This is a genomic window from Prevotella sp. SGI.167 (assembly GCF_050313615.1).
Classification (GTDB): domain Bacteria; phylum Bacteroidota; class Bacteroidia; order Bacteroidales; family Bacteroidaceae; genus Prevotella.
Window position 1 is genome coordinate 1 of sequence record NZ_JBNPLT010000024.1, and the last position, 25,252, is coordinate 25,252.

Annotated in this window: 8 protein-coding genes; 6 read left to right on the forward strand and 2 right to left on the reverse strand. The window is 46.2% G+C overall.

Translation table 11 applies throughout. The features are described 5' to 3' along the window. Window positions 1-205: 205 nt before the first annotated feature. The 6 genes from ACQRBJ_RS11725 (at window position 206) to ACQRBJ_RS11750 (ending at window position 18,672) form a co-directional block, all read left to right on the forward strand. The gene (locus ACQRBJ_RS11725; RefSeq protein WP_445303700.1) at window positions 206-817 is read left to right on the forward strand and encodes a DUF3575 domain-containing protein; all 612 of its coding nucleotides are present in this window, start codon (window positions 206-208) and stop codon (window positions 815-817) included. 41 nt (window positions 818-858) lie between these two features. Next, window positions 859-2,724 carry a hypothetical protein gene (locus ACQRBJ_RS11730; protein WP_445303701.1) on the forward strand — a complete coding sequence of 622 codons (1,866 nt, stop codon included), beginning with the start codon at window positions 859-861 and terminating at the stop codon, window positions 2,722-2,724. Window positions 2,725-3,267: 543 nt separating this feature from the next. After that, window positions 3,268-4,242 (forward strand): hypothetical protein, encoded by a 975-nt coding sequence (locus ACQRBJ_RS11735; protein ID WP_445303702.1) that lies wholly within the window; start codon window positions 3,268-3,270, stop codon window positions 4,240-4,242. An 84-nt stretch (window positions 4,243-4,326) separates the two neighbouring features. Continuing rightward, entirely contained in the window at window positions 4,327-5,508 is a 1,182-nt protein-coding gene (locus ACQRBJ_RS11740; protein ID WP_445303703.1) for a hypothetical protein, read from the forward strand. A 13-nt stretch (window positions 5,509-5,521) separates the two neighbouring features. Further along, window positions 5,522-17,773, forward strand: coding sequence for a hypothetical protein (locus ACQRBJ_RS11745; RefSeq protein ID WP_445303704.1), 12,252 nt, complete (start codon window positions 5,522-5,524; stop codon window positions 17,771-17,773). Window positions 17,774-17,922: 149 nt separating this feature from the next. Beyond that, window positions 17,923-18,672 (forward strand): Bax inhibitor-1/YccA family protein, encoded by a 750-nt coding sequence (locus ACQRBJ_RS11750; protein ID WP_153121954.1) that lies wholly within the window; start codon window positions 17,923-17,925, stop codon window positions 18,670-18,672. Between the two features lie 246 nt (window positions 18,673-18,918). Here ACQRBJ_RS11750 and ACQRBJ_RS11755 read toward each other — a convergent pair whose 3' ends face one another. Both ACQRBJ_RS11755 and ACQRBJ_RS11760 read right to left on the reverse strand, forming a co-directional pair. After that, complete coding sequence (locus ACQRBJ_RS11755) at window positions 18,919-22,479, reverse strand: GH92 family glycosyl hydrolase (RefSeq protein ID WP_445303705.1); 3,561 nt, start codon at window positions 22,477-22,479, stop codon at window positions 18,919-18,921. Window positions 22,480-22,508: 29 nt separating this feature from the next. Further along, window positions 22,509-25,223, reverse strand: a complete 2,715-nt coding sequence (locus ACQRBJ_RS11760) for a GH92 family glycosyl hydrolase (RefSeq protein ID WP_445303706.1) — start codon at window positions 25,221-25,223, stop codon at window positions 22,509-22,511. Between the last annotated feature and the right edge of the window lie 29 nt (window positions 25,224-25,252).

Below are 25,252 nucleotides of genomic sequence, written 5' to 3' on the forward strand. Positions count from 1 at the left end.
GGGGGGGGATTTTTCGGCATTTTAGTTAACAGACCTTAAATCAAAGAAATTTTTTCTGTTTTTGTAAGCCAATAAGAGAAATTTTGGCTATATTTGCAGCAGGAAATAACATCGAGATGAAATTGCAGCAATAATGAAATTAGCTTTTCTGTCTAAAATCATTAGACAAATAATATAGAACAGTAAATATAAAAGACGCTGATAGATGAACATCAACAGAAGATTGAGCATGTGGCTCCTTCTTGCTTTTATTCTAACGACTACTCCTATTTCGGCACAAGATTGGCGATTGAAGACCAACCTAGCCTATTGGGCAACAACTACGCCCAATATAGGAGCAGAGAAAAAGATTTCAGACCAATGGTCAATAAACTTCTCCACTGGATGGAACCCATTTACTTTTAGCAAGAACAAGAAACTGAAGCACATTGCTTTACAAACAGAAGTACGCCGTTGGCTCGACAGTCCTTTTTTAGGGCATTTTCTTGGAGCCAACCTACTCTACTCTCATTACAATGTGGGCAGGGTACATTTCCCTTTTGGCCTTTTTCCGAAGGTCAAGAATCACCGATTTCAAGGCGACCTAGGAGCCATTGGCTTCGTCTATGGCTATGACTGGCAGCTCGACAAGAGCAACCGTTGGAACCTGGAGGCAGCCATTGGCTTAGGAGTGGGAATAACACATTATACCAAATATAATTGTGAGAAATGTGCCAGTGCCATCGAGAAGAAGACGAAAGTTTTCGTCATGCCTACCAAGTTGGCAGTCTCTCTGGTTTACAACTTGGGCACAAAAGATACGGACAAGCCAAATTAGAATAAAAAATAGTAATAATATATTTAAATCAATTTTAGATTATGAAGAAAGTGAAGTTTTTCGGCTTAGCAGGAATCATTCTTCTTGCAAGCGGAGCAGGTTTCTCTTCCTGCTCATCAGATTCAGCAGACTCTACGGGCGGTATAGGTGTGGCAGGACAGGTTGTTAAGACCCAGTTCTACCTGAACATTCCTTATGCAGGAAATGAAAAGGGTGGAAATGCCAGAGTTTCAACGAGAATGAGTGATGTAAACACGCAGCACAATAATAATTTCTTGGGATTACAGGATATGCAAATGTATGCTTTTGAAGGAGAAGCAGCAGGTATTACCTCTACTTCAACCAAGTCTATAACATTGGGTACTAGCGGTAATGCGCCTAGCAAGGACGACATTAGTACTAGCACAACTTCCTGGCGCAGCATTTATCGTGACATTGAGATTCCTTTGCGTACAAAAAGTTTAATTTTGTATGCTAAAGCATCAAGAGCAACTACAACAGGCTCCAGCAATACAAAAAACGAATTTCAAGCTGGCAGTTTGACAAATCCTTATGAAACTCCTAATGATGTGACAACATTATCAAGTTTAAATTTCAGCTTAAACCAGATTTACAAAACCGACAATTTTACAAGCGATGGTTCTGTCATTTTGGAGGCTTTGAATACTGTTGCACAGACAAAAATTACGCCTACAGAAGGAACAGAACTTGAATGGGCTAACGTAGGCACATCAAACATCGGAACAGCGAATGAAAGAGATGCTTTGCAGGAGCGATATAATAATTTTATCAGTGCAACTGCAGGCTCTGCAAATTCAGTTCGCCTTCTCATCACGGATTTAAAGAATGTCATCACCGGTAGCGGACTCGAGAATGACCAAGCTATGGCAAACCAGATTGTTACCAATTGCAAAACAGCGTTAGACAAATTAACATCTAAAACATTCCCTCGAGATTTAAATCTGCCAGATGGCGTAGCACAGGTAAGATGGGACGGCAATAGTAAAGAATTTAACTTTGTCGCAGCAACTGGTGTGAGCGTTGGAACAACAGTAGCTAATACCGGCAACAACATCAACTTTACAGAAATAACCTATCCTGCAGAACTGGCATATTTTGTAAGCTCTCCTGTCAAGACTTCTGAAAATGAAATCACAGCAGCTAGCAAATTGCCAAGCTATCAAGATTGGGTATCAGATACATACACATGGGAAGGTTATGACGATGAGGTAAAGCACAGAACTCGTTTCGTAGCTTTGAAAAAACCTCTCCAATACGGAGTTGCGTGTTTACAATCTAAAGTAAGTTGCAAAACTGCAGCATTAGCAGACAATGCACAAAAATTTGGTTTTAAGACTGACAACACAATTAATGTAAATAGTACCAAAGACTTTAAAGTTACAGGAATTTTAATAGGCGGTCAACCATTAAGTGTTGCATGGAATTTCGAGCCAGCGTCAACTGTTAACACCAATGATTTCAAATACACTATTTATGATCAACATGTTGATTATGGCAACAATGTAAATACTACAGGAACATCAAATAACTATACTTTAGTTTTTGACAATAAGGATGCTCACAATAATAGTAAAGTATATGTTACGATAGAGCTGGAAAATAAAGTTGAGAATTTCTATGGTGCAGAAGGTTTGATACCTATAGGTAGTAAGTTCTATTTAGTAGGAGAATTAGACCCAAGCAACACAACTACAGCATCAAAACCAACTGGTGAGGCAATTGACCGTGTATTCGTTAAGGATCACACTACTTTTGCCAACTTTACCATCAATGACTTGAAGAACGCATACAACCATATCCCTGATATGCGTACATCAAAGATCAACGTTGGTCTCGCAGTAGATCTTTCATGGAAGGCAGGCATCGAATTCAATGTAGAATTGTAAGAAAAAGATAATGAAGGATACCCTTCAAAAAACTGAAGGAACTGAAGGATAGGATACACTGAAGGAACTGAAGGATGAAATTAAAAAATCATTTTTATATGCAGCGTAGAGCAAAATAGAGGTAATTATGTGATTATCAGAATAATAACCGATTATTATACCATACGTTAAAATGGCATTTTTAGTAGGATATTATTATGTTTGAAAACTGCCTTCAGTTCCTTCAGCCCCAAAATCTGTCCAAACGGTTTGCTTTTTAACAGAAATTACACATTCTGTGATACCCATCCTTCAGAACCTTCAGTTTTCACGATTCTCTCCTTCAAAAATACTGCATTTTTGGGGTTTCAAATATTTTTACCACACTCCTGCAGGGAAATATGAAGCAGAGAAAAGGATTTATCTTACTGAGATAATTTTCTATCTTACAGAGATATTTTTTTATTTCATAGAGATAATTTCCTATCTTACAGAGATACTGGACAGAACTACTCCCAATAAGGGAGACATACAGATTATGAAATTAAAAACTCGGAAAGAACAATGAAGATTCGATATAGAATGTTTCTGATAGCTATGATGATGACAGGCATCGCCTTCGGATTGTCTTCTTGTATCGATGAAGACATGAGCAAGTGCGGCAAAGACTATAAGATAAGGTATAACCTGGTACTCAATACGCAGATTAATACCATCATCGACATGGATCTGAATCTCATCACCGAACAGGAAATAGCAGAGAGACTGAAACAGGCGCTCAGCAAGGTCTTCACCGACCATGCCAACGACAACGACCTCTCCTTCTTCGTAGGCGAAGACCTCTTTCACCACGAGGCAAACAAAATGGGTACCAACTCGGTATCCTATACCATCTATCTGCCCCGCAACAACTATAAGAATCTCTCCCTCGCCAATACCGGCAGTGCAGACAACGTACAGATTACAGGAGCCAACACCTGTAAGACGCTCGCCCTGCAGCAAGAGCAGAAAGATACCATCAACAGCCATAACATCGGATTGTTCTCTTCCCGTTTCACCATCAACGAAAACGACTTTGAGCACGACCTGTATACCACCCTCTATATGGCAAACTGTGCTGCGGTGGTGGTCATCGACCAGAGTAAGGTGCAGCCTACCAGACTCTGGGGATTTGTAGAAGGCATGGCAACCCAGTTCCAGGTGAACGACAGTCTCTACACCTCAACCCGGAATACCATGGTGAGAGCCAACCGACTCAACGAAGGCATGACAACCTATTCCATCCCTTCTCACGATGCCCTCTATACGGTCAGTTTCCCCAGCACCCAATCAGAATGGCGCTACCACGTCATCACCCAGATAAACGGTAAATATACCGAAACCATCTTCACGATGAACGAACCACTGAAGGCCGGCAAGCTTAAGATTATCAAGACCCGACTGAAGGAAGACGGTTCGCTCTCTACCAGTAACACCGCTGTAGGCGTAAGTGTGAAACTCGACTGGAAACCGGGAGGAAGCCACGACATTGACATTTAAGTGAAGAGTGAAGAACGAAGAGTGAAGAAACAACGTTCGGCGGCCGAAGGGCAAGCCAATTCAACGGCTATAAAGATTTGATACATGAATCATATTACGAAATACATATTTGCGATACTATCGCTTATCATGCTGGCAGGATGCAGCGAGAAGGACGAGGTGAGACCGATGGATACGTTGGCACCCATCTCGCTCACCCTATCTGTGCCTGCCGATAAGACAAACACACGCGTCGGAGACCCGGGAGCAGACACCAACGACAAGGTAGACTGGGACCGGCTCACCATCATCGTTGCCTATAAGGAAAAGGCCCAAGGCGACGAAATCATAGATGGAGCACCCCAGAAAATGGTATATTACGACACCTATACCAAAGAAGAATTCGACCGGGGAACCCTCGTCACCCATCCCACCTCAACCCTTTCAGGACCTGATGCCAACGGCTTTCGCACCTATACGATGTATCTGCCGTTAGGCACCTGTTGCGTTTATGGGGTTACCTATAGTAGCGGACAAGGACTGAATCTGGAGGAGATGCTAGACGGCATCGCAAAAGACGGACAAGACCATAACTCAGACATTTATGATTTACAGATTAGCAACGACTATGCTCATAAAAACGGAGCCATCGACATAGCCAAGTTTATCAGCGTAGCCACAGGCTATGCACTCAAGCTAGACCCTAAGACGCAAATTCTCACCAATGACAGAGATATAAAAGTAGAAAAAAACATCAATGCCAATATCAACACCAAGCAATACTGGCGCATGGTACTGGGCAGACTGGCTGCCAAGATTGACATCCAATGGGATGCCAAGGGAGCCTACGAGAAAGACAAGGATGGAAATCTGAAATATACCAACGTGAAAGTAAGCCAGTTTACTTATCACGGAGCATCGGCAGATGCAGAATCTTCCATTTCCGGTTCAGGAAAAGGAAGACTCTTCCCTACCCTTTACCACCAAGAAGTATCTTCCAGGACTTCGGTAAGCGGTCACACAATCTTTGTGAACACCTCGGAAATCAGCAAGCGTAACGGAAGAGTATATCATTATACCTTCCCAGACGGAGCCATTCCTCCTCGCCTCACCTTCCTGCTTGATACTGAGAAAGATGGAACGAAAAAGCCATACAACGTGACATTTGACATGAGCAATCTGAAAGATGGCTTTATCCCAGCTCGCTGGTACAAGATCAATGTAAAAATATCGGGCACTCAGCTCAAACGGGAGCAAAATATCACGATCAACAATTTCAACATATAAAACTCTTTTCAGCATGAGAATACAACATACGACATACAGGAAAATCATAGCAGTCCTCATCCTCCTGGGTTGCACCTGCCAGCTGTCAGCACAAGGCAAGACCTATCATGTAAAAGCAGATTCCGAGAAAACTGCATCCGGCAACGACGGTTTATCGTGGGATAAGGCAATCACCCTGACAGAGGCGCTGAATAAAGCCAAGGCTGGCGATGAAATCTGGGTGAAAGGCTACGAGGATATTACCGGTCACATCTACAAGGCACCGGAGGGAGGCTTCGTTCTCCCTTCGGGCGTTGCCATGTATGGAGGTTTTGCAGGAGATGAAAACAACAAGAACGATCTCCCTACGGGCAGACACAAATATCAGATGAAGTATCAGACGGCTCTGGTGGGCGACATCGATACCAACGACAAGGCGAGCCAGCAGCTGATTATCTATCCAGAGAACACCACCCGCACCGACAATGCCACCCATGTGCTGACCCTCCAGATGGGCGTAACACATGACAACACCAACGAAGGCAACAAGCCAACTATAGTTTCCGGTTTCCTCATCGCAGCAGGTAATGCCAAGGGAGAGAACACTTCTGCAAATGGCAGAGGCGGCGGCATCTACGTGGTGAACAACAGCAACGACAACAATGCCGGCAGCCGTTACTTCCGTATTTCGCAATGTAACTTTGCGAACAACTACGGCATGCGCGGAGGTGCCATATATGTAGATAATTCCTGCACCAACCAGCTGTCAGCCATCAGCTACTGCAGCATTTTTAATAATGTGGCAGGCAAGCGAGGCTCCAGCGAAAACGAAGGTGGCGGTATGTGGATAGACGGAACAGCCACCGTCTATAACTGCAACATCAACAACAATACGAACGGCGGTATCCGACTTTCGAACACATCGAAAATCGTCAACTGTTCTGTTATTGCCAACACCGTATCAGCCGCAGACCTGACCACAGACGGGGCTTCAAACAGCAATGGCGGCGGAGCAGTTTACAACACCGTGCTATGGCATTCCACTGCACTCAGCAAGCAAGACAGCCGTCCTGCCTTCTATTCCTGTGCATTTCCGGAAGTAGAGGTAACCGATTCCAAGGCCAACACCGACGCAAACGGGAACGTAAGGATCAGCAAAGAGAACCACGGCATTGAGCCAGCCCCTTGGTTCAAGCAGATTGCCGTAACCCAGGGTTACGACTTCTCGTTCAGCAGTAACCTGAAGCAATTATACAGCACCGCCTTCACTTTTGAGGAAACCTCTGCCCTTTTGAACAAGGGAAATCTGGAATACTATAAAAATCTTGTAGTTGATGCAACCCTGGAAACTACCTCTACCGACATCATGGGTAGAACACGCTACCAGAATCAGGACAACACCATCGACATCGGCGCCTACGAGTATGCCCGAATGAAGCCAGGACGCATCAGATACGTGAAGCCCCAGAAAGAGGGACTTGGCGACGGATCATCATGGAAAAATGCCACGGACGATATCCAGTGGGCCATCAACAATTTGGCAGAAAAGGCACCAGGCGAGAAAGGCGAAGTCTGGGTAGCAGCCGGAACCTATGTAGTAAAAGACCGTATCATTGCTAATGATGCCTCTGCACCGGTATCCCTACTGATGAAGAATGGCATCAGCGTTTATGGCTCCTTCAAGGGAACAGAGGAAAGACGTTCCGAGCGCATTGAGGACTCCAAGAATTTAAAGCCATGGGGCTGGAATCAGGAATCCATCATCAGGGGTGCGGAATTCAAGGGAAGCGATGATGCCAACTGGAATAATAATGACGAAGCCTGGAACATAAAGAACAGCGGTTCCTACCATGTGGTATGGTTTGCTCCCCTGCCTGAAGAAAAAGCCTTTACCGACGAAGTATATCTGGAAGGTTTCACCATTGAGGGAGGTAAATATAACGAAACGAACGCAACCCAATACGCCCCAGACTGTGGTGCTGGCGTTTATATCAACGACCCGTCAGCCCGAATGCGCTACTGCACCGTGAGATTCTGCAACCCGGGCATGAAAGAAAGCGGAACCATCAAGCCTCGTGGCGGCGGCATCTACTGCAAAAACGGACAGACGGAAGGTAACCTGGTATACGACTGCTCGGCTTACCAGGGCGGAGGCATCTATATTGACGAAGCCGGCTTCATCACCCGAAGTATGGTAACCAACTGTTCTGCCTATCAGGGAGCAGGTGTTTATCTGAAGGGTGACGCTAGCAACCCAGAGAAAGCCTATTATCAGATTCTTGCCACCTCGGTAATCAGTAACAATACCAGTACCCGAAATGGTGCTGTGTATCTGGATGGTCACGGACTGGTGATTAACAACACCATCGTCAACAACTATACCAACAACACCAAGGATCCTGCTGACGAGCTGTCATCCAATACGGGTGGTGTGTATATCAAGGAAAAAGGTCTTCTTGCCAACAACGTCATCTGGAACAACTCGCTGCTCCGGCACAAGTCTGGCACCAGCAACTCTGCGTCCATGGCACAGATTTATGCAGCCAACCCATCAGAAGAGACCGTACAGTTCTACAACAACGCCATCTCGGATGTAAATGCAGCCAAATGGACCAGCACCTATCAGAGCGGAACCATCTCCATCAACACGAATTACTCGGGCAAGGGATTCGTGATGGGCAAGGAAGCACCTTACAACACGGAGGAAGCCTTCAACGAAAAACGTGGCGTTCTTACAGACATGAAGACGGTGAACTATTACTGGGAAACATTGACAGGTAGCCGACTGCGCAACGTGGGTATCAGCTATGCTCTCCTACCATCTTCCTACCTGTATCAGCCAAAAATAGACCTGAACGGAAAAGCTATCAGTTCGGTTCCGTCAGCAGGAGCCTATATGGCTGACAACCACGACCTTGTATTTGAAAAGAATGACAGCAAGAAACGCCTGCGCATCTACTTTGACCGTTCACGAGAACTGGTGGACGGAACAGGAGAGTCGTGGGAAAAGAGCTATACCTCAACATCTGCAGATGAAGTACTCGGTTATCTTGCCGACATCAAGGCTGGGGACAATATCAAGGTAGTTACCAAGGACAATACTACACCAGAGGATTTCACTATTGAGAAGAACAGCGGATGGGAGTTTGAAATCTGCGGTCGTGAGGGTATCTTCGAACCGAAGATTGCCTACACGTTCGAGGAAACAGATGCCAGGTCATGCACCTTTAACATTCAACCTTGCGTACTCCCAATTACCGTGTATGGCGGTTATCCGGAATATTCAGAGAATCCGAATCCGAAGGATGAAGACCGCGACCCTATCAAATACCGCACCGAGCTGAACGGAAACCTGAACGGTTCAGAACTCAACGAGGGTCTCTACCATCTGGTCCGCATCGAAGCGGGTGCCAACATCACCATCGACGGCTATGCCTTTACCCATGCATACGCTGCCGGTACTGCCTACATGCCTTATGGTGGCGGCGTGCTGATAGGCAGCATGGACCAGAGCAGCCAAGCAACTACCGTAAAGCTGAAGAATTGCATCTTTGAGAACAACACGGCGACAGATGGCGGTGCTATCGCTACCATGCCAGATGCTGTGAATGTGAAATTGGAACTGGAAAACTGCGTCATCAATAACAATACGAGCAAGGATCCGCTTAATCCAAATCCTTCGGGGCTGCCTTCCATCATCTATCTGAACAAAAGCCAAGGCAGCAACAACACTCTCACACTCAACCATGTAAGCATCATCAACAATGAGGGAGTAGCGCCAGATGACGACCTTGTGAAGGCTACCTCGTATGCTGTAGGAAACAAACTGAACATCAACGGCACATGGGATGATTCGAAATGCAAGAACAGCAGCATGGATATCAACACTCTGGGAAAAGACGGAGCCAAGAACTTCAGCAACCCAACCAATGAAGTGGGTGCCAGAATGAGCGGCAACGTTTATTACGGAGGCTATTCATCCTTCCGTCCGTTGACCAGTTCTGCAGAGGCTGGTGCAATCATCAACAGTGCCCAAGAAAGCGATGCTACCGCAACAGCCAAGGACATCACCGGCGAAGACCGCAACCTTGGTGGTGCTCCTGACCTGGGTGCATACGAAGCTCTCCTGCCAAAAGCAGGAAAGATTATCTACGTGCGTTCGTACAACCAGAATTATGATAGCAGCAACGATGCCAACTATGATGACCAGGACGGCAACCCGAACTTCAATCTTCTGAAAAAACCAGATACCGAATATGACGGAAGCAGCTGGGACAAGGCTATCATCGGCAACGCCATGTGTGATAATACAAAGGCAAGAAACGGCAATGATTTCTATGTAAAGCAGAGTGACAATACGCTGCTTAGCACCACTATTGACAATACGGATTATAGTCAAGCTAAAGGCAAGTATCGTTCTAAGACAGATTCTTACGGTAAATTCTGGACAAACTCTGGCAATGAGGAAAAGCAGTCTCTCTCTGGCTGGGGATTATATAATAAAATCACCAACAACAGAGAGGAACGTTACATCAGCGGTCTGCAATACGCTGTGGAAAGAGCGGCAGAGTTGAATAAGGATATCAAAGACAAGAAAGACCGGGTTGTAGTTTGGGTAGGTGCAGGCATCTATACAGACTACAAAGGCTTTGTTGTCAGAGACAAGGTGGAAGTAATAGGCGGTTTCCCATACAAAGGCTATCCTGGAGAAGACGACCGTCATCCGCTGCTGTCACAATACGTGCCGGCACGCAAGGAATACGAGAATCTGGACAAGACCAAATATGAGACCATTCTACAAATCAGAAAGGAATCGCCTGTATACTTCACAGACAGCAGCAAGGAAATGTGGTATCAGGAGAACAAACCTTCTGATGGCTCTAAATATGACTTTACAAAAAAAAAGTTGATGGACAGTAGAAATACAGAGCGCCATTATGTACTGTATCAGCCAGACGTATGCCTTCCTACCTGGTCACCATCGGGTAATGGAAACGCCTCACGTACCGACGGTAATGCTGTACGCTATAAAGAACCTTTAAAAGACGATAAAAACTACGTGGATTACGAGCATGCCAAATGGGATGGCTTCTCTGTACGTCACGGTTACATCATCAACTATCCTGATGCCAATCGTGACGGAGGAGCTGGTGTGCGTGTATTCCGAGGAGTAGAACTGGAAAACCTTATCATCGTCAACAACTTCAACCATGGCAGTCGCGTGCGTGGTGGCGGTTTGTATATGGACGGCGAGAACAGTAAGATTTCGAACAGTTACCTGCTGAGAAACCTGAGTTATACCAACAGCAATACCAACAGCAGTGAAAGTTATGGAGGCGGAGCCTATATGATTCAAGGCACCGGCTACAACCTTGTGGTGGCAAACAACCGTTGCTATAACGACAATAACAGAGGAAGCTGTCGTGGCGGAGGTATCTTCCTGGAGAGTGCCAAGTTCTACAACAATACCATCGCCTACAATATGGCGCAAGACGGAACCGGCATCTATCACTGGCAGGATGACAAAACCGGAGTTGCATCGCAGCTTTCACTCTACAACTGTATCATCTATGATAATTATAACAACGGCAAGCAGATTACAGATCAGGTGATCTCTGCGGCAAAGGACAAAATGAATCCATCTCACAACTGCTACATGAACAGTAGTGAGAACAGTAGTGACAGCAATAGTAAATTCAAGGAAAGCGATGGCAATTTCACTGGCACAGATTTGGCTTTCCCATTTGAGGACAAGACCTACGAAAATGGAAAAGACGGACTTTTCCGCTTCCGCAATGCCCGATTAAAGAATAACTTCCGCCTGAACGAGGCTGATGGTTTAGCAGGTAACAAGTGTCTGAATGGTGGAACCACAAATGTAGGAAATGGAATCATCCTTCCGGAAACCGATATGGACTATACCAACCGAATCAAGGACTGCGCCATTGATATCGGTGCCTATGAGGCTGATAATACGACCAATATCGCGCCACAGGAAAAGACAAACAGCGCAAATATTAAAGATTACATTTATTATGTAACCCAAAACGGATGGGGAAACAGAAGTGGAGACAGTCCGGAAAACGCTGCCTGTGCTGACAAGCTGCAGGATGTGCTGACTGCTGCGGGCAAGAAATTTAAAACAGCGAACCAGGGCATCACAGATAGCAACCTAAAGCATCAGGTGTTTGTAAAAGTGGCAGGGTATCAGGCTGATGAAACCGGAAAGCGCTTTACTTATCATGCCAATACGCTGGCAGACCCTAGCGATCCGCAGAGCTATACCTTCCTGATTCCTAACGGAGTATGCCTGATGGGTGGCTACTATGAGGGTGACCAGGAAGGAGGAAAGCTGAAAGCTGGAACCTATAATTGGGATAATGACAACCGCGACTGTATCAGCTCATACCAGACGGTATTAAGCGCGAAGACCGAAATAAAAGAAGGTTCTGCCGTTAACCAGGAGGTGAACGGCTACCACACCGTGTGCTTCGGTAAATGGCCTACGGGCGACTATGACGAGTACAACACTTCTGCCCTGACAGAGAATACCATCATAGATGGCTGTCGCCTGATTGATGGTAACGCTAGCGACAAGTCGGGCTTCAAGAGTATGGGTGGTGCAGCCATTGTACCAAGAATGGCACATGTACGCAACTGTGAGATTTCCGACTGTCAGGCTACCCAAGGCGGTGCTCTCATGTTGCTGAAAGGTAGCATCGTAAGCGGTAGTGTCATCGTAAGAAACAAGGCACAGAAAGGTGGTGCCATCTATGCGCTCCGTTCCAACGATAAGAACGAAGACACCAATTACTACCATGCCTACGTCATCTCATGCACCATTGCCAGAAACGAGGCGACCATTGGTGGCGGAATCTACCAGGAGGAGAACTCCCTGATTGGCGGTAACTCCGTGATATGGGGAAATTCGGCACAGACCGATAACAACATCAGCGGTGATGTGAACTATCAGTCTCACGACTTTCTGCAGGGAATCGGAAAATATTCGGAAGAATTATTCTATCCATACAACTATTGTTTTGTAGAGAAGATGGCGTTGCCAGCCAACAGAATGAATACGGAAATGACCAGCGACCTGGACAGTTACTTCAACGACAACAAAATCTTCAAGCCTCGTGCCTATTCACCATTGATTGGTAACGGAGTTGAGAAAGAATACGTCAATGCATGGAAGAATTATGGTATCAGCAGCTACGACATTACCGGTAAGGAAAGAAACATGACCAAGCAACAGACAGCAGGTGCATACACATCTGATCTGCCTGAGTTTGATAATACCAAGCTTCTGAAGCGCCTGTTCGTTTCTCAGACAGGTGGTGAGATTGTAACAGAAGAAGAGAAGGCAAAGTATTATGGCCGCTCCTTCCTGACTCCTTTCAACAGTCTCGAAGCAGCCCTCGATTACATCAATGAGGCACGAGAAAAGAAAGTGGCTGATGATAATACCCACTTCGAGATTCTGATGACAGGTGGAACCTACAAGCCGAGCAAGATGCGACAGAATAAAGACCTTTCGCCAGAGCAAAACACGATAGACCGCCGCTTGCAGAGCTTCACCATCCCTGTGAACGTAGATATCTTCGGCAGTTTCTCGAAAGATGACCTGTATTCTTCTACTCCTGTTGATCCTGCTACGGGAAAAGAAACTGAAGATAAGTTTACAAGCTTTGGAGGTAAGACTTTGACTCCAGATGAAGCCATCAAAGATATTCTGGCAAAACGCAACAAGGACTACATGACCGACAACAATAAGAACGGATTGATAGAGCCATGGGAGTTCCAGAATCCTACGATTCTTTCCGGTGACATCAAGGCATCGGAAAAGGAACGTAATGTATATCATGTAGTCTACAGCAATGCGGGATCAACTAATACTTCGACTACATCGAACAACGAAGTCGTATTAGACGGTATTACCATCATGAATGGTGAGACCATGACAAAACTGAAGACTGAAGAAGGAGGAACTAACGAAGTTGCCGAGATTGGTCGAGGAGGCGGTATCTACACCAACCGCGTGAACTATACATTGAACCGTTGCCGACTGATTAAAAACTCCGGTCTGCATGGCGGAGCTGTCTATGTAAACAATGCAAGTCTAGACATCATCGGCAGTACAATCAGCGGCAACAGTAACGTATCAGAAAAGGCAAGTCAGGATGAAGTCACCGAACCAGGTAAGGGTGGAGCCATCTATCTCTATCTCACAGATTCAGAGAATGGAAACCTGCATATCGTCAACTCGCTCTTAGCCAACAATGATGTAACTTGTGGCAGATATACGGGCACACAAAATTCACAAGGCGGAGCCATCTACATCCGTAGAGCAAACTATGCCGGCAGTATGGCTGCGGGCTATCAGGATGCCTACATCGTAAACAGCCTCATCGTGAACAACAAGGCAAAGGAAGACGGAGCCATCCATGTGGAGAACGAGGTGCCAAGCGGTACGATTACACCTATATTATATAATACCGCCATTTGGGGTAATGAATCTACAGATAATAGTGTACTCCTCCAAAGAGAGCACATGCGCAACTGCGCCTGGGATAAATTACCTGCTTCTACAGTTTCTCCAGCAACGGATGGCAACATCAAGCTGAACAAGGAGAATATCGCATCGGATGGTCCACGTTTCACAGAGCCTACAACCACAAAGGGTTACGAAGGCTATAAACCGGATGCAAAATGGAATCCTCAGGCTATCTCTGTGCTTACAGATGCAGGTGACGGAAAGAAGGATGCAAACGATGCAAACGAGGAAGGTAAATATAAGAACTGGTGGAGTATGCACAATACTCGCCTTGAGAAATATGGTTATCCATCTGAGTACATCCGTTCTGCCAGTGGCTCCAAGAAATACGACAGATACGTTGGTCCGAAAGACGAGAATGGCAATGTAGCAGAAAAGCCTATCGACATTGGTATGTATGAATTCCAGTATGTATTCACGTTTACAGACTTTGAAAAGGTTTATATCGGTACGGAAGAGAAAGGAAATGGCGATGGTAGCAGTTGGGATAACCAAAGCACCGACCTTCGTGGTGCCATCATTGCCATGGCTAACCCTTCTGGTAACAAATTTTCAGGTACTACAATCAACAACAACAGAAAAGTGTTTGTACGTGGAGGTACCTATTATTCGCCAACCTACTCTAGCGGTGATGCCTTCTCTCTCATTGTAAACAAAGCCGACAAAGCTAAATATATAGAATCAATAGAACTTGTGGGTGGTTGTACAGGCTCGAAAAATGCTGACGGTACAGAGGTGCAAGACTTTAGCAAACCTTCGGTACTCATAGAGAACCCTGCCAAGGCGGGCGAAACCACAAACTTGCTCAATATCGAAACGAATGGTAAGCCGGTAACTATTTCCGGTTTCACATTCCAGAACCAGAGTGGCGTGGGAGTAAAGGCGAAGGTTAACAATGATCAAGCCGGAACGGGAAAAGAAATGGTTATTCATCACTGTTCCTTCCGACATAATAAAGGCATAGCGTTAGACATCGATAATACTGCCAAATTAGGTACACGAATGTGGAATATCCTCTTTGCTGATGGAGAGAATGATGCCATTAGACTTAATGATTCACAGAGCATGCATTTTGTAAATGTTACCTTTGTAAAAAACAGACTTAAGGCAATTGATGGCACAGCTAGCGTCTATAACTCATTAGCATGGCTGAATGGAGAAAATTCCATTAAGGAAGGAGGAGATAGAAACAATGTAGTTTTCCCAAATGATGTAGCAAATGGAGATGTATTAAAAGGACCAAACTTTGTTGATCCTGAAAAAGAGGATTACAGAATACGACCAAGCCTACTCCTGCTTGACAAAGGTAGCAATACTAAATATATTGATAAGACCGGTCTTAAGAAAGAATCGACTGTTGCAGAGACCTTTGCCAAAGAAAAGGACTTAGGCAATACTGCCCGTCTGATTGGCGACAACATCGATATCGGTGCATACGAGTGCGACACGAAGTTGCGGGATATTATCTATGTAAAAGAAGGTTCTGCTGTTGCAGGAACAGGTGAAAGCTGGGATAACCCAACCAACGACCTGCAAGGCGCCATTAACCTGGCTGAGCTTTATGCCAACAAGAATGCAGGTAAATATGGCTACGTCTTCGTAGATAGGAACCTGAAGGCTGATAACGTGAACATCAGCATGCCAGGCGTCAAGATGTTTGGTTCAATGCACGAAGAAAAAAGTTCTGAAACAGAACCAGATGCTATCGTGAAGGATCTCCTTACTCAGAGAAAAGGAATCATCGAGTCTGCCAGTCAGTCTACCATCAATGGACTGACACTCAACAGCGGAACTACAGATACCAGAATGTGTATTGTAGATGGTTTCAAGGTTTCGGGCAACGTCAGTCTCCAAGGCAACAGCATGCTCTCCACCTCTATCCTCGATGCAAATGCAAAGGTAACAGGCGATGCAAGTGGTTGGCTCTACAACAGTCTGGCATTAGGAAGCGTGGAGAATGTGAAGACCGTCAATGTAACTGCTTCTGGCGAATTACCATCACCAGATGGTAGTGCTGCCAACAGAGCATCTGTAACCACCGATAATAAATATGTGAAAGATGAATACTGGAAGTACCAGCTTGACGAGACTTCAAAAGACATCAATGCCAATGCAGACACAACAACAACCAACGAATGCATCGTCAAGGTGATGCACAGCCATGACCTTGCCGGCAACAAGCGCATCAGAGACAAGGTAGTAGATAACGGATGTTTCGAGACTTGGTATCTGACAAACGAGGCAGAAGCAAAGAAGACAGATTATCCTCATGGTAAATCTGTGGTCTATGTCATGGCAGAAGACAAGGAGTTAAAACTCGACAACACATTCTATATAGAGACGAATCCGTTCAGCCCAGGCTTCCTGCTCTTGAAGCACCACGCCGGTTTAAGAGGCAACAACAGTTATGTAAACCTCACCAACTTTGCCGTGGAAAGAAACTTGAAGGCAGGAACCAACTTCTTCTCCATGCCATTCAAGGCTACCAATATGGAGGTTGAGGGCACAAATAATCCTGCTGATGGTAGCGTAGTAGCCTACTACTATAATGCAGCAACTCGTGCCAAGTACGACTATAAGTTTGACCAAAACGAGAGTAAAGCATGGGTAAGAGGTGTAGATAACCAGCGAAACTTTACCGCAGGTTTCAGAATGGATGCCACAGCAGCTAAGACCGTCCGTTTCTATGGAATCAGTTACATAGAGAACGGTAGTCAATTAGGACAGATTACCCTGGTACAGAACAATAACCAGCAACCATGGTCAGACAGTAATGGCGGCGGTTTGAAGTTCACCCACAAGGAGAACATGGGCTGGAACCTCTTCGGTTCTCCTTATCTCTGCGCCATGAACTATAGCGATATGGAATATGGCAGAGTCATCTACCAATGCGAAGAAAACGGCAGCTACAAGGCTATCAATACGGATGACGGTAGCACAACGGATGGCTACATCCCGGCGATGGATGCCGTGTTTACGCAGACTGCCACTCTGGATAATTCAGAAAGCGTGATAGTAGGACATTCGGAAGCAAGGGCAACAACGGCCTATCAAGCAACCCGAGCCCTCGACATCGCTATCACCCAGAACAGCAGAACAAGCAGAGCGGGCAACGGCACTCCTGCAGATGACCAGCTCCAGTTGAACGCAGTTCCTGCACAGGAGGCGAAATCAGACTTCGACCTGGGAAGTGACGGCGTGAAATGGATAAATAGCCAGAATGCCCAGATTTATGCTAACCGTAATGGTGGACGCTACTCGCTCCTCTCTGCGGTCAGCATTGAAGCAGAACAGAGCATCGGCGTCAGTCTGCCGGAAACGGGTGAATACTCCATCAGCATCCCTGAGGATTGCGATGCCAGCGAATATGAAACCGTTTGGCTGAAGGACAAGGAAACCGGTAAGGCGGTAGATCTGAAGGAAGGAAGCTATCTGTTCAATGCCACCCAGGCTGGCGAGATGAACAGCCGATTCAGCATCAGCTTCAACCGTATGACAACTGACATGAAGTCAGTCATCACGGTCAGTACCGATGGCAGGGGCATCATTCGCGTGAAGGGTTTGAAGCCTGCCGACTTCATCAGAATATACGGTACCACGGGAGTTCTTGCTGCCCAAAAGGAGGCTAGAGCTGAGAATGAGACACTTCGCACAGCCGTGAACGGTACGGTGGTCGTAGAGGTGACACGAGGCGGCAAACAAGTTGCCGTTAGGAAGATAGCCGTAAGATAACGGCTGGAAGATTGTAAAAAGACAGTCGCAATAACGTAATATTACGGAATAAATGTTAATAAAGCGCAGAGATAATTGCTAGTTTCAATAATTGGCATTATCTTTGCGCTTAGTTCTTTGAGATTACAAACAAATAAGTAAGATAAATTATGACAGAAAAAGAAATGTACAATCTGATAAATAATCAGAACAATCAGCAGAGCAATGGCTTTGCATTCAACGAACGAGAGCGCGGATTGAGCGGTGCCTTCCCTGTATTGATGCGCAAGGTTTATACCTGGATGACATTGGCTCTCCTGATAACCGGTGTCACCGCCTTTGGTGTTGCTGCCAGTCCTACCCTCTTCATGAGTCTTCATAAGATGATGTGGGGATTGATTATCGCAGAGCTGGTTCTGGTCTTCGCCTTGAGCGGTGCCATCAACCGCCTATCATTGGGTACAGCCACATTGATGTTCATCGGCTACTCGGTACTGAACGGTGCGATGCTCTCATCCATCTTCTACGTCTACAGTCCGATGGTCATCGCAAAGGTATTCTTCATCACAGCGGGAACCTTTGGCGTAACGGCTTTCTACGGTTATACCACCAAGAAGGACCTGACCTCTATCGGCAAGATCCTCTTCATGGCTCTGATTGGCTTGATTATCGCGACCGTAGTCAACATGTTCCTGAAGAGTCCAGGATTTGATTACATCCTGAGTTATGTGGGTGTGGCAGTCTTTACGGGTCTGACAGCCTGGGACAGCCAGAAGATCAAGCAGATGCTCCAGACACAATACGACGTAAGTGAAGGAGCCCAGAAGCTCGCCTTGCTCGGTGCATTGACCCTGTATCTCGACTTCATCAACCTCTTCCTCTATCTGCTCCGCATCTTCGGAGGAAGCAACAAGGATTAAGTTTTAAGAATCATATAAAAAAAGAAAGTTGGCTGGCCCATCAACGGGTTAACCAACTTTATTTTTTTTAGAAAAAGCAAATGATAAAGTCTATACTGTTTTATCATATTCGTGATGCAAAGTTATCGAAAATATCGTAAAGCTCCAAATTTTTCGGCAAAAAAATAGTTTCATTCCTATCAAATAGGTGTTTCATTGGGGGGAATGAAACTTTTTTATATAGGAATGAAACTATTATTTTAACATTTATTTCATGGCTTTCATCTCGAAGTGCAGTTCACCACCCTGCAAGATTTGCTGATGGGAAATGCGATAATCACTCCAAGGATTTCCATTCAAGGTGGTAGACTGGATGAGATAATCATCTGCCTTCCTACGTTGAGCCGACAGAACAAATCGCTTGCCGTTCTCCAGATTCAACGTCACCTTATCAAAGCTTGGCGTTCCGATATAATACTCTGGCGTACCTGGACAAACCGGATAGAAACCGATGGAAGAGAAAACATACCATGCCGACATCTGACCCGCATCATCATTGCCCGACAATCCACCTGGCGTATCATTATACTCGGTATTCAGGATATGATGAACACGCTCCTGAGTCTTCTCCGGTGCACCAGCCGCATCATAGAGATAAGGTATCTGATGACATGGTTCGTTGCCATGCCAATACCATCCCTTGTCAAACATATCATCCAGACGGGTAACCACAGGATCATCGCCCTTAGCCGACTTGCTGTTGCGGATTACCTCAAACAGTCCTTCCGGATTCTGTGGCACATACCAGGTATAATGACAGGTAGCACCCTCGGTGATATAGCTCTTGCGATGAACCAGATCACGATTGTTTTCCCACTTACCTTTCTCTGTTCTGCCGTCAGCCCACCCAGTAGAAGGATTGATGACATTGCGCCAGTTTTCAGAACGGCGCATCAACAGCTGATAATCTTCCTGATACTTCTGACGTTGAGAAATATTCTGACAAGAATCCATCAAAGCCTTCGCCATCTGAGCCACGGCGAAATCATCATAGGCATACTCCAAAGTGCGGGATGTCTGTTCGTTGGTATGGAAAGCATCTGCCACCGGATTCTCCAGAGGAATATATCCGTTCTCAATATACGAGGTAATGGCACGTCGACCCTTGCCGTCTTTATAATCCTTGCTGTAATAAGGAGTGGAGAAGGCATTCTGTCGCATGCCGTCGTATGCCTTCTTTGCATCAAAGTTACGAATGCCCTTCACATAGGCATCAGCAAGAGCAGCACTCGCATGATCGCCAATCATCGCTGCCGTATAACTGTTCCAACATGGGAAGATAGGCATCCAGCCACCCTCCCGATACATCTGGACCAGTGACTGCATCATCTCGCCAGAGAGCTTCGGAGTGATGAGACTATAGAGCGGCAACTCTGCACGATATATATCCCACATCGAGAAATCGCCATACTTCTTCAGGGCATTATATGGAGAATAGTTTCCATAAACAGAATAATCAACCTGAGTACCGGTAGAGAACTCCGGATAATCACCATTCACATCGCTGATTTCATGAGGCAGGAATGAAGAACGGTAAAGGGCACCATAGAACTGGTTCACCTTGGACTGATTCTTGCTTTCCACATCAATGGTATGGAAACGCTCGCACCAGAACTCAGCAGCAAACTGCATCATACTGTTAAAGTCCAAGCCTCCAAACATATAGTTCTCGCCATTGAGATTTCCCAGTGCATTCTCACGGGAAGTGAAGGAAGAAGCCGACAGCCACTCCATCGACTTGCCTGCCTTGCCACGGAAGGTGAGCCAGGCACCAATACGCGCTTTGTCCTGCATCTTCAATCCCCTACTTATTCTGTTATCACCGTCAAAGACACCGTAATCCACAAGCTCATCTTCATCGTATGCCAGAACGAAATGACCGCTGAAGCCTGCCGGCTCTCCCCATCCCTGATAAATGCGGTGAACAGGATTATAGCCATATACCACATGGTTGACGGTATCAATCTCTATATACCCCTGTCCCTCGTCACTGTTCGGATTGATGACCAGATGCACCAGCTCATCCTTGTCGGGCGTGACACGGAGGATGGAAGTATGACTCAATGCCGTGAGCTCTGCCTTGAGATGTTCCTGCTTGAGGTGAACAGCATAGTAATGAGGGTGGGATATTTCATCATCATGACTGAATGGCGTGGCACGCTGCTCTGGCTGAAGACGCAGGTTACCACCCAATGCAGCTACGGTAAAGGAACCGTAATCCTGCGTACAGCCTCCCACTATCCAATGGCTGTTGCGGAAACCCTGCAAGTGGGTATCCTTATAATAATAAGGTGCAATACATTTCTGTTCGGTATCCTGTGTCTGCGGCGTCCAGAAGTTCTGTCCGTTCGGAACGAGGACAGCCGGAAGGGTTTGTCCATGTTCCTCGCTACCCTTGCCAAACATGCCGGCAGTCTGGGTATTCGCCTGTGCTGTACCCACCATCGTATTGAGGGCATTGAGCTGGCGGATATGTTCCAGATTGTGGATGCGTTCGTGCATCATCTGCTTCCATGTATTCCAGGAATAATAACAAGTACCGTATTCTACCTGAGCAAGACCACTGAGTTGGATATCCCGCTCATTGAGCATGAACTTGAAAAGAACCGAATCCTGAGCATTCTTATAAAATACCATCTGCAGGTTGGCAGCCATCGGAACCACACGGTCCATCCTGTCTACCCCATTACCCAAGACCACCTTTTCCTCATCCTCTCTGGCACTCTGCGGAAGAGAAGCCGTATCGAAAAGGAACGACAGAAGACGGTAAAGAGCCGTATCGTGACCAAAGCGAAGGGTAGCGGAAGAACGGGGAGAACACAATGCTGCATCAGCCTCAGCCTCGATATTCTGCCAGAGCGAGATGGCACAGCGTGCCGGAATCGACTCGTTGGTCGGGTCGTTGCCATTATTGATGGTCATGCGACGGTTGTTGGCATCATAGATAGCCCGGAACTCCTCATCCGTAAACAGCGCATTCAATCCATCTTCTATATCCTGCGGATAAGTAGGGAAATTCAAGCCTACATCCTGAATGGAAGAGGCTACCGTATGCATCTCGGTCATCAGCTTCAAGGGTTCATCTACTTGAGAGACATCCTTAAATAACTGAAGAAGGAAACGGCGAGGTGATACATGTGCCTGCACATGCGTACGATTCTCCAAAGCTTTTATTTCAGGAGAGACATACGCTATCCAAGCCATATCGGCAGAATCGGTCTTGACATCAAGATTCAAACCCGGCTGAAGGGTATGCAACTCCGAAGTAAAAGCCTGCATACTCCTGGCGCAACGATCCACCACGCTGGAGCGGGCCTTCACCGCATTGCCTGCAGCAAAGATCTGTGGATAACGCTCAAACATACGATGAGCGATGCCCTGATGCTGAAGAGCACCCAACTTGCTCAGTTTTCCACCATTACCCTTGGCATTCTCCCATACACGCTGCAGCATTCCCTTCACCTGCAGACCCAGCGGAGTGAGATTACTCTCATCTTCAAAATGCTTGCAGATCCAGACATACCGGTCATCCTTCGGCATCCAACGGGAACCATGGCGACCGTAATGACTGATATAAAAAGGTGCGTATCCCTGAGGAACACTCGGAGAATCAGACAGCACATAGGTAGCCGTACCAAAAGTTCCTGTCTTGGCTGAAGGACCTTCCGGGTAAGCATAATAGACGCCACCCATCTGCTGGCGGGTCTGAGCTTGCATGGATAGCACGCAAGCCAAAGAGATATATAATAATGTTACTTTTCTGTTCATATAATATATGAAACGGAGAATACTCCCATTTATTGTTTTTCCAACCTCCAATCAATACCTAAAGGATTTCCTTCCATACGCAGCACCCAAGGGAGATTTCCGGTGGTGGCTATCTGCATCACGGTATCATCCTGTTCAGCCTTCACGGTGACGCTCTCTGCATCTTGCGAAACCTTACGCCATACGATCCCATTATAAACGAATGAGCCTGTACCCAGAAGTTGCTGCAGGGCTTTCCGGGAGATAAACAGGAAGGTGCCATCCCGCATTCCATGATTGGAGCATTGGTTGCAAACATACAGGTTCTTTCCTTTCTGCGGACTATCCCAACAGAATCCGTCAGCCTCAGCCACGAGTTGACGAGGGATGAGATAGACCGACTGATTACATTTCAGCACAAGGGTATCAGGGATACTCACGGAATCTACACCCACTTCCCATTGACGATATTGACGATTAAGAATGAAGTGAGATATAAACTGCACAGGAATAGTTTTCCCGTATTTATCCACAAGTTGTTCACAAAGTGTGAATTTCTCTTTCTCCTTTATATTCAACGGTTTGAAAGCTTTATCAACAACCTTTTCCACAGCAGAAGAATGAGGGAACACAAGTTTTCCACCATTTATCAACACATCGTGAGTTATGAACATCTGCTTCCATTGCTCTCCTTCTCTCACCACCTTCAAGTCCTTTCCATTAGACAGATGGATGGTGTATTCCGGAACCATCGGTGAACCTACGATATAGAGATTCTGTCCTGCAATAGGATAGAAACCCAGCATATTGAAAATAAGCCAGGACGACATCGCTCCCCCATCATCATTACCCGGCAAACCACCAGGAGAATCATCATAGTTATCGTTCACAATCTGATGGATTCGCTGAACGCTCAAGTCAGGGCGCCCCACCCAATGATACAGGTAAGGAGTCATGAAGCTCGGTTCATTCGCCACATTGAAATGGCCATTGGCGAAGAAGGTATCCAGTCGTTTGATGAAAGCATCCTTTCCTCCACAAGCCTCAATCAGTCCCGGCACATCGTGTGGAATACTGAGACTATACTCAGCCGACAAAGCCTCGTAGAAGAAGGTTGACCACCATGGAAGATACCAGGGCGCCACCTTGGTATCCGGATGATAAGGAATCACAGGATGATAGACCTTCGACTTGCCCCAAGGCACAGAGTCGAGCCATCTGCCATCCGCACCTCTCGGCATGACAAATCCCTTCATCCCCTGCCATTCATAATCAGAACGCCAGAGGTTGCGCCAGTTATGCGAACGCTTCATATACTTATCGTAGAGTTCCGGATAACCCAGTCCTTTTGCCACCTGGGCAATACACCAGTCATCATAGCTATACTCCACGGTACGATTGCCGGCACGGTCTATTCCATACGGAATATAGCCCAGCGTATTATATTCCATCAATCCACCTCTACCATGCTTTTCCTCAGGCACACTGCCCACAAAGCCATCATCATCCGTTGGCGGCACTTCGGCATCCTTGATCATCGCCTTCAACGCCAGCTGATAATCGATACCCTTCATTCCTTTGGCAAAGGCATCAGCTATGACAATATCCGCATTACTGCCTCCCTGCGTTCTACCGTTCCAGTTGCCACTTCTGGCATCAGGCATATAACCGTCATGCTTGTAGATATTGAGCAGGGAATTGACCATATCACGCTGCTGCGGTTCCTCTATCAGCATAAGCAAAGGCATGGAAGTACGGTAAGTATCCCAGATGGCATAGTAATCATCATAATAAGGCGTAGCGGAGAAATGAGGGTTTTCACCCGACTTATCCACAGGCATCAGCATCGTATGATAAAGAGCTGTATAAAACATCCGCTTCTGCTTTTCGGTTCCTGCGATTTCTATCTTTCCCAACTTTCCGTTCCAGGTTTTCCGCACATTCTTCAACTGGGCATCGAAGCCGCAGGCAGGGATATTCTTCCTTGCCTGGGCAATACTGATATGCGAAATACCAATCTTCAGATTGACGGTACTTTTCGAGAAGGCAACATCCAATCTTGTCTTTGATTCCTTCACCTTATTATATAGAGGCGCTTCGCCATTAGCTAAAGGGACATCGCTATTAGATAAAGGCGTATCGCTCTGCAAATAGAAATAAACGGTATAAGGGCCTCCATTGTTCCAGCCACCCCTTACAGTACTCCATCCTGAGACGGCATATTTCCCATCACAAGTAACATACGAATCCACATACTGCTGAGTTTCGCGCTTATCTGGAATCGTATCTATACCCAGGAAGGTAGCCACATCTATCAGGAGTTTTCCCTTCTGTTTTCTGCCATAATCCAATCGATAGAAGGCACAACGTTCTGAGGCGGTAATCTCCGTTCGGATTCCATTCTCAAAAGTACAGGCATAATATCCCAGGGCAATCTTCTCATCCACCCGTTTCTGGATGATTTCCCCTGCATCCAAGAAAGGCTGAATCAGGATATTGCCATACTTCTGTCCACCTCCCGTTCCACTGACATGCATCTGCGAGAATCCTTTGAGAGGCTCAGGCATCGGCGCCCATCCCGCATTCGGCATAGACACGGCATCCGGTCCCGGCTTCGCCATACCGTATGGCATGCAAGGTCCGGGGAAAGTTCTACCCAATCCCTCACTTCCGATACGTGGATCAACGTATCGGGAAAAATCTTGCGCTATCAATGAGGATAGCCCAAGGACGCAATATAATGCTAAGGCCAAGATTCGCTTCATTTTTTATTTCTGAATTTGCGGTAAAAGAG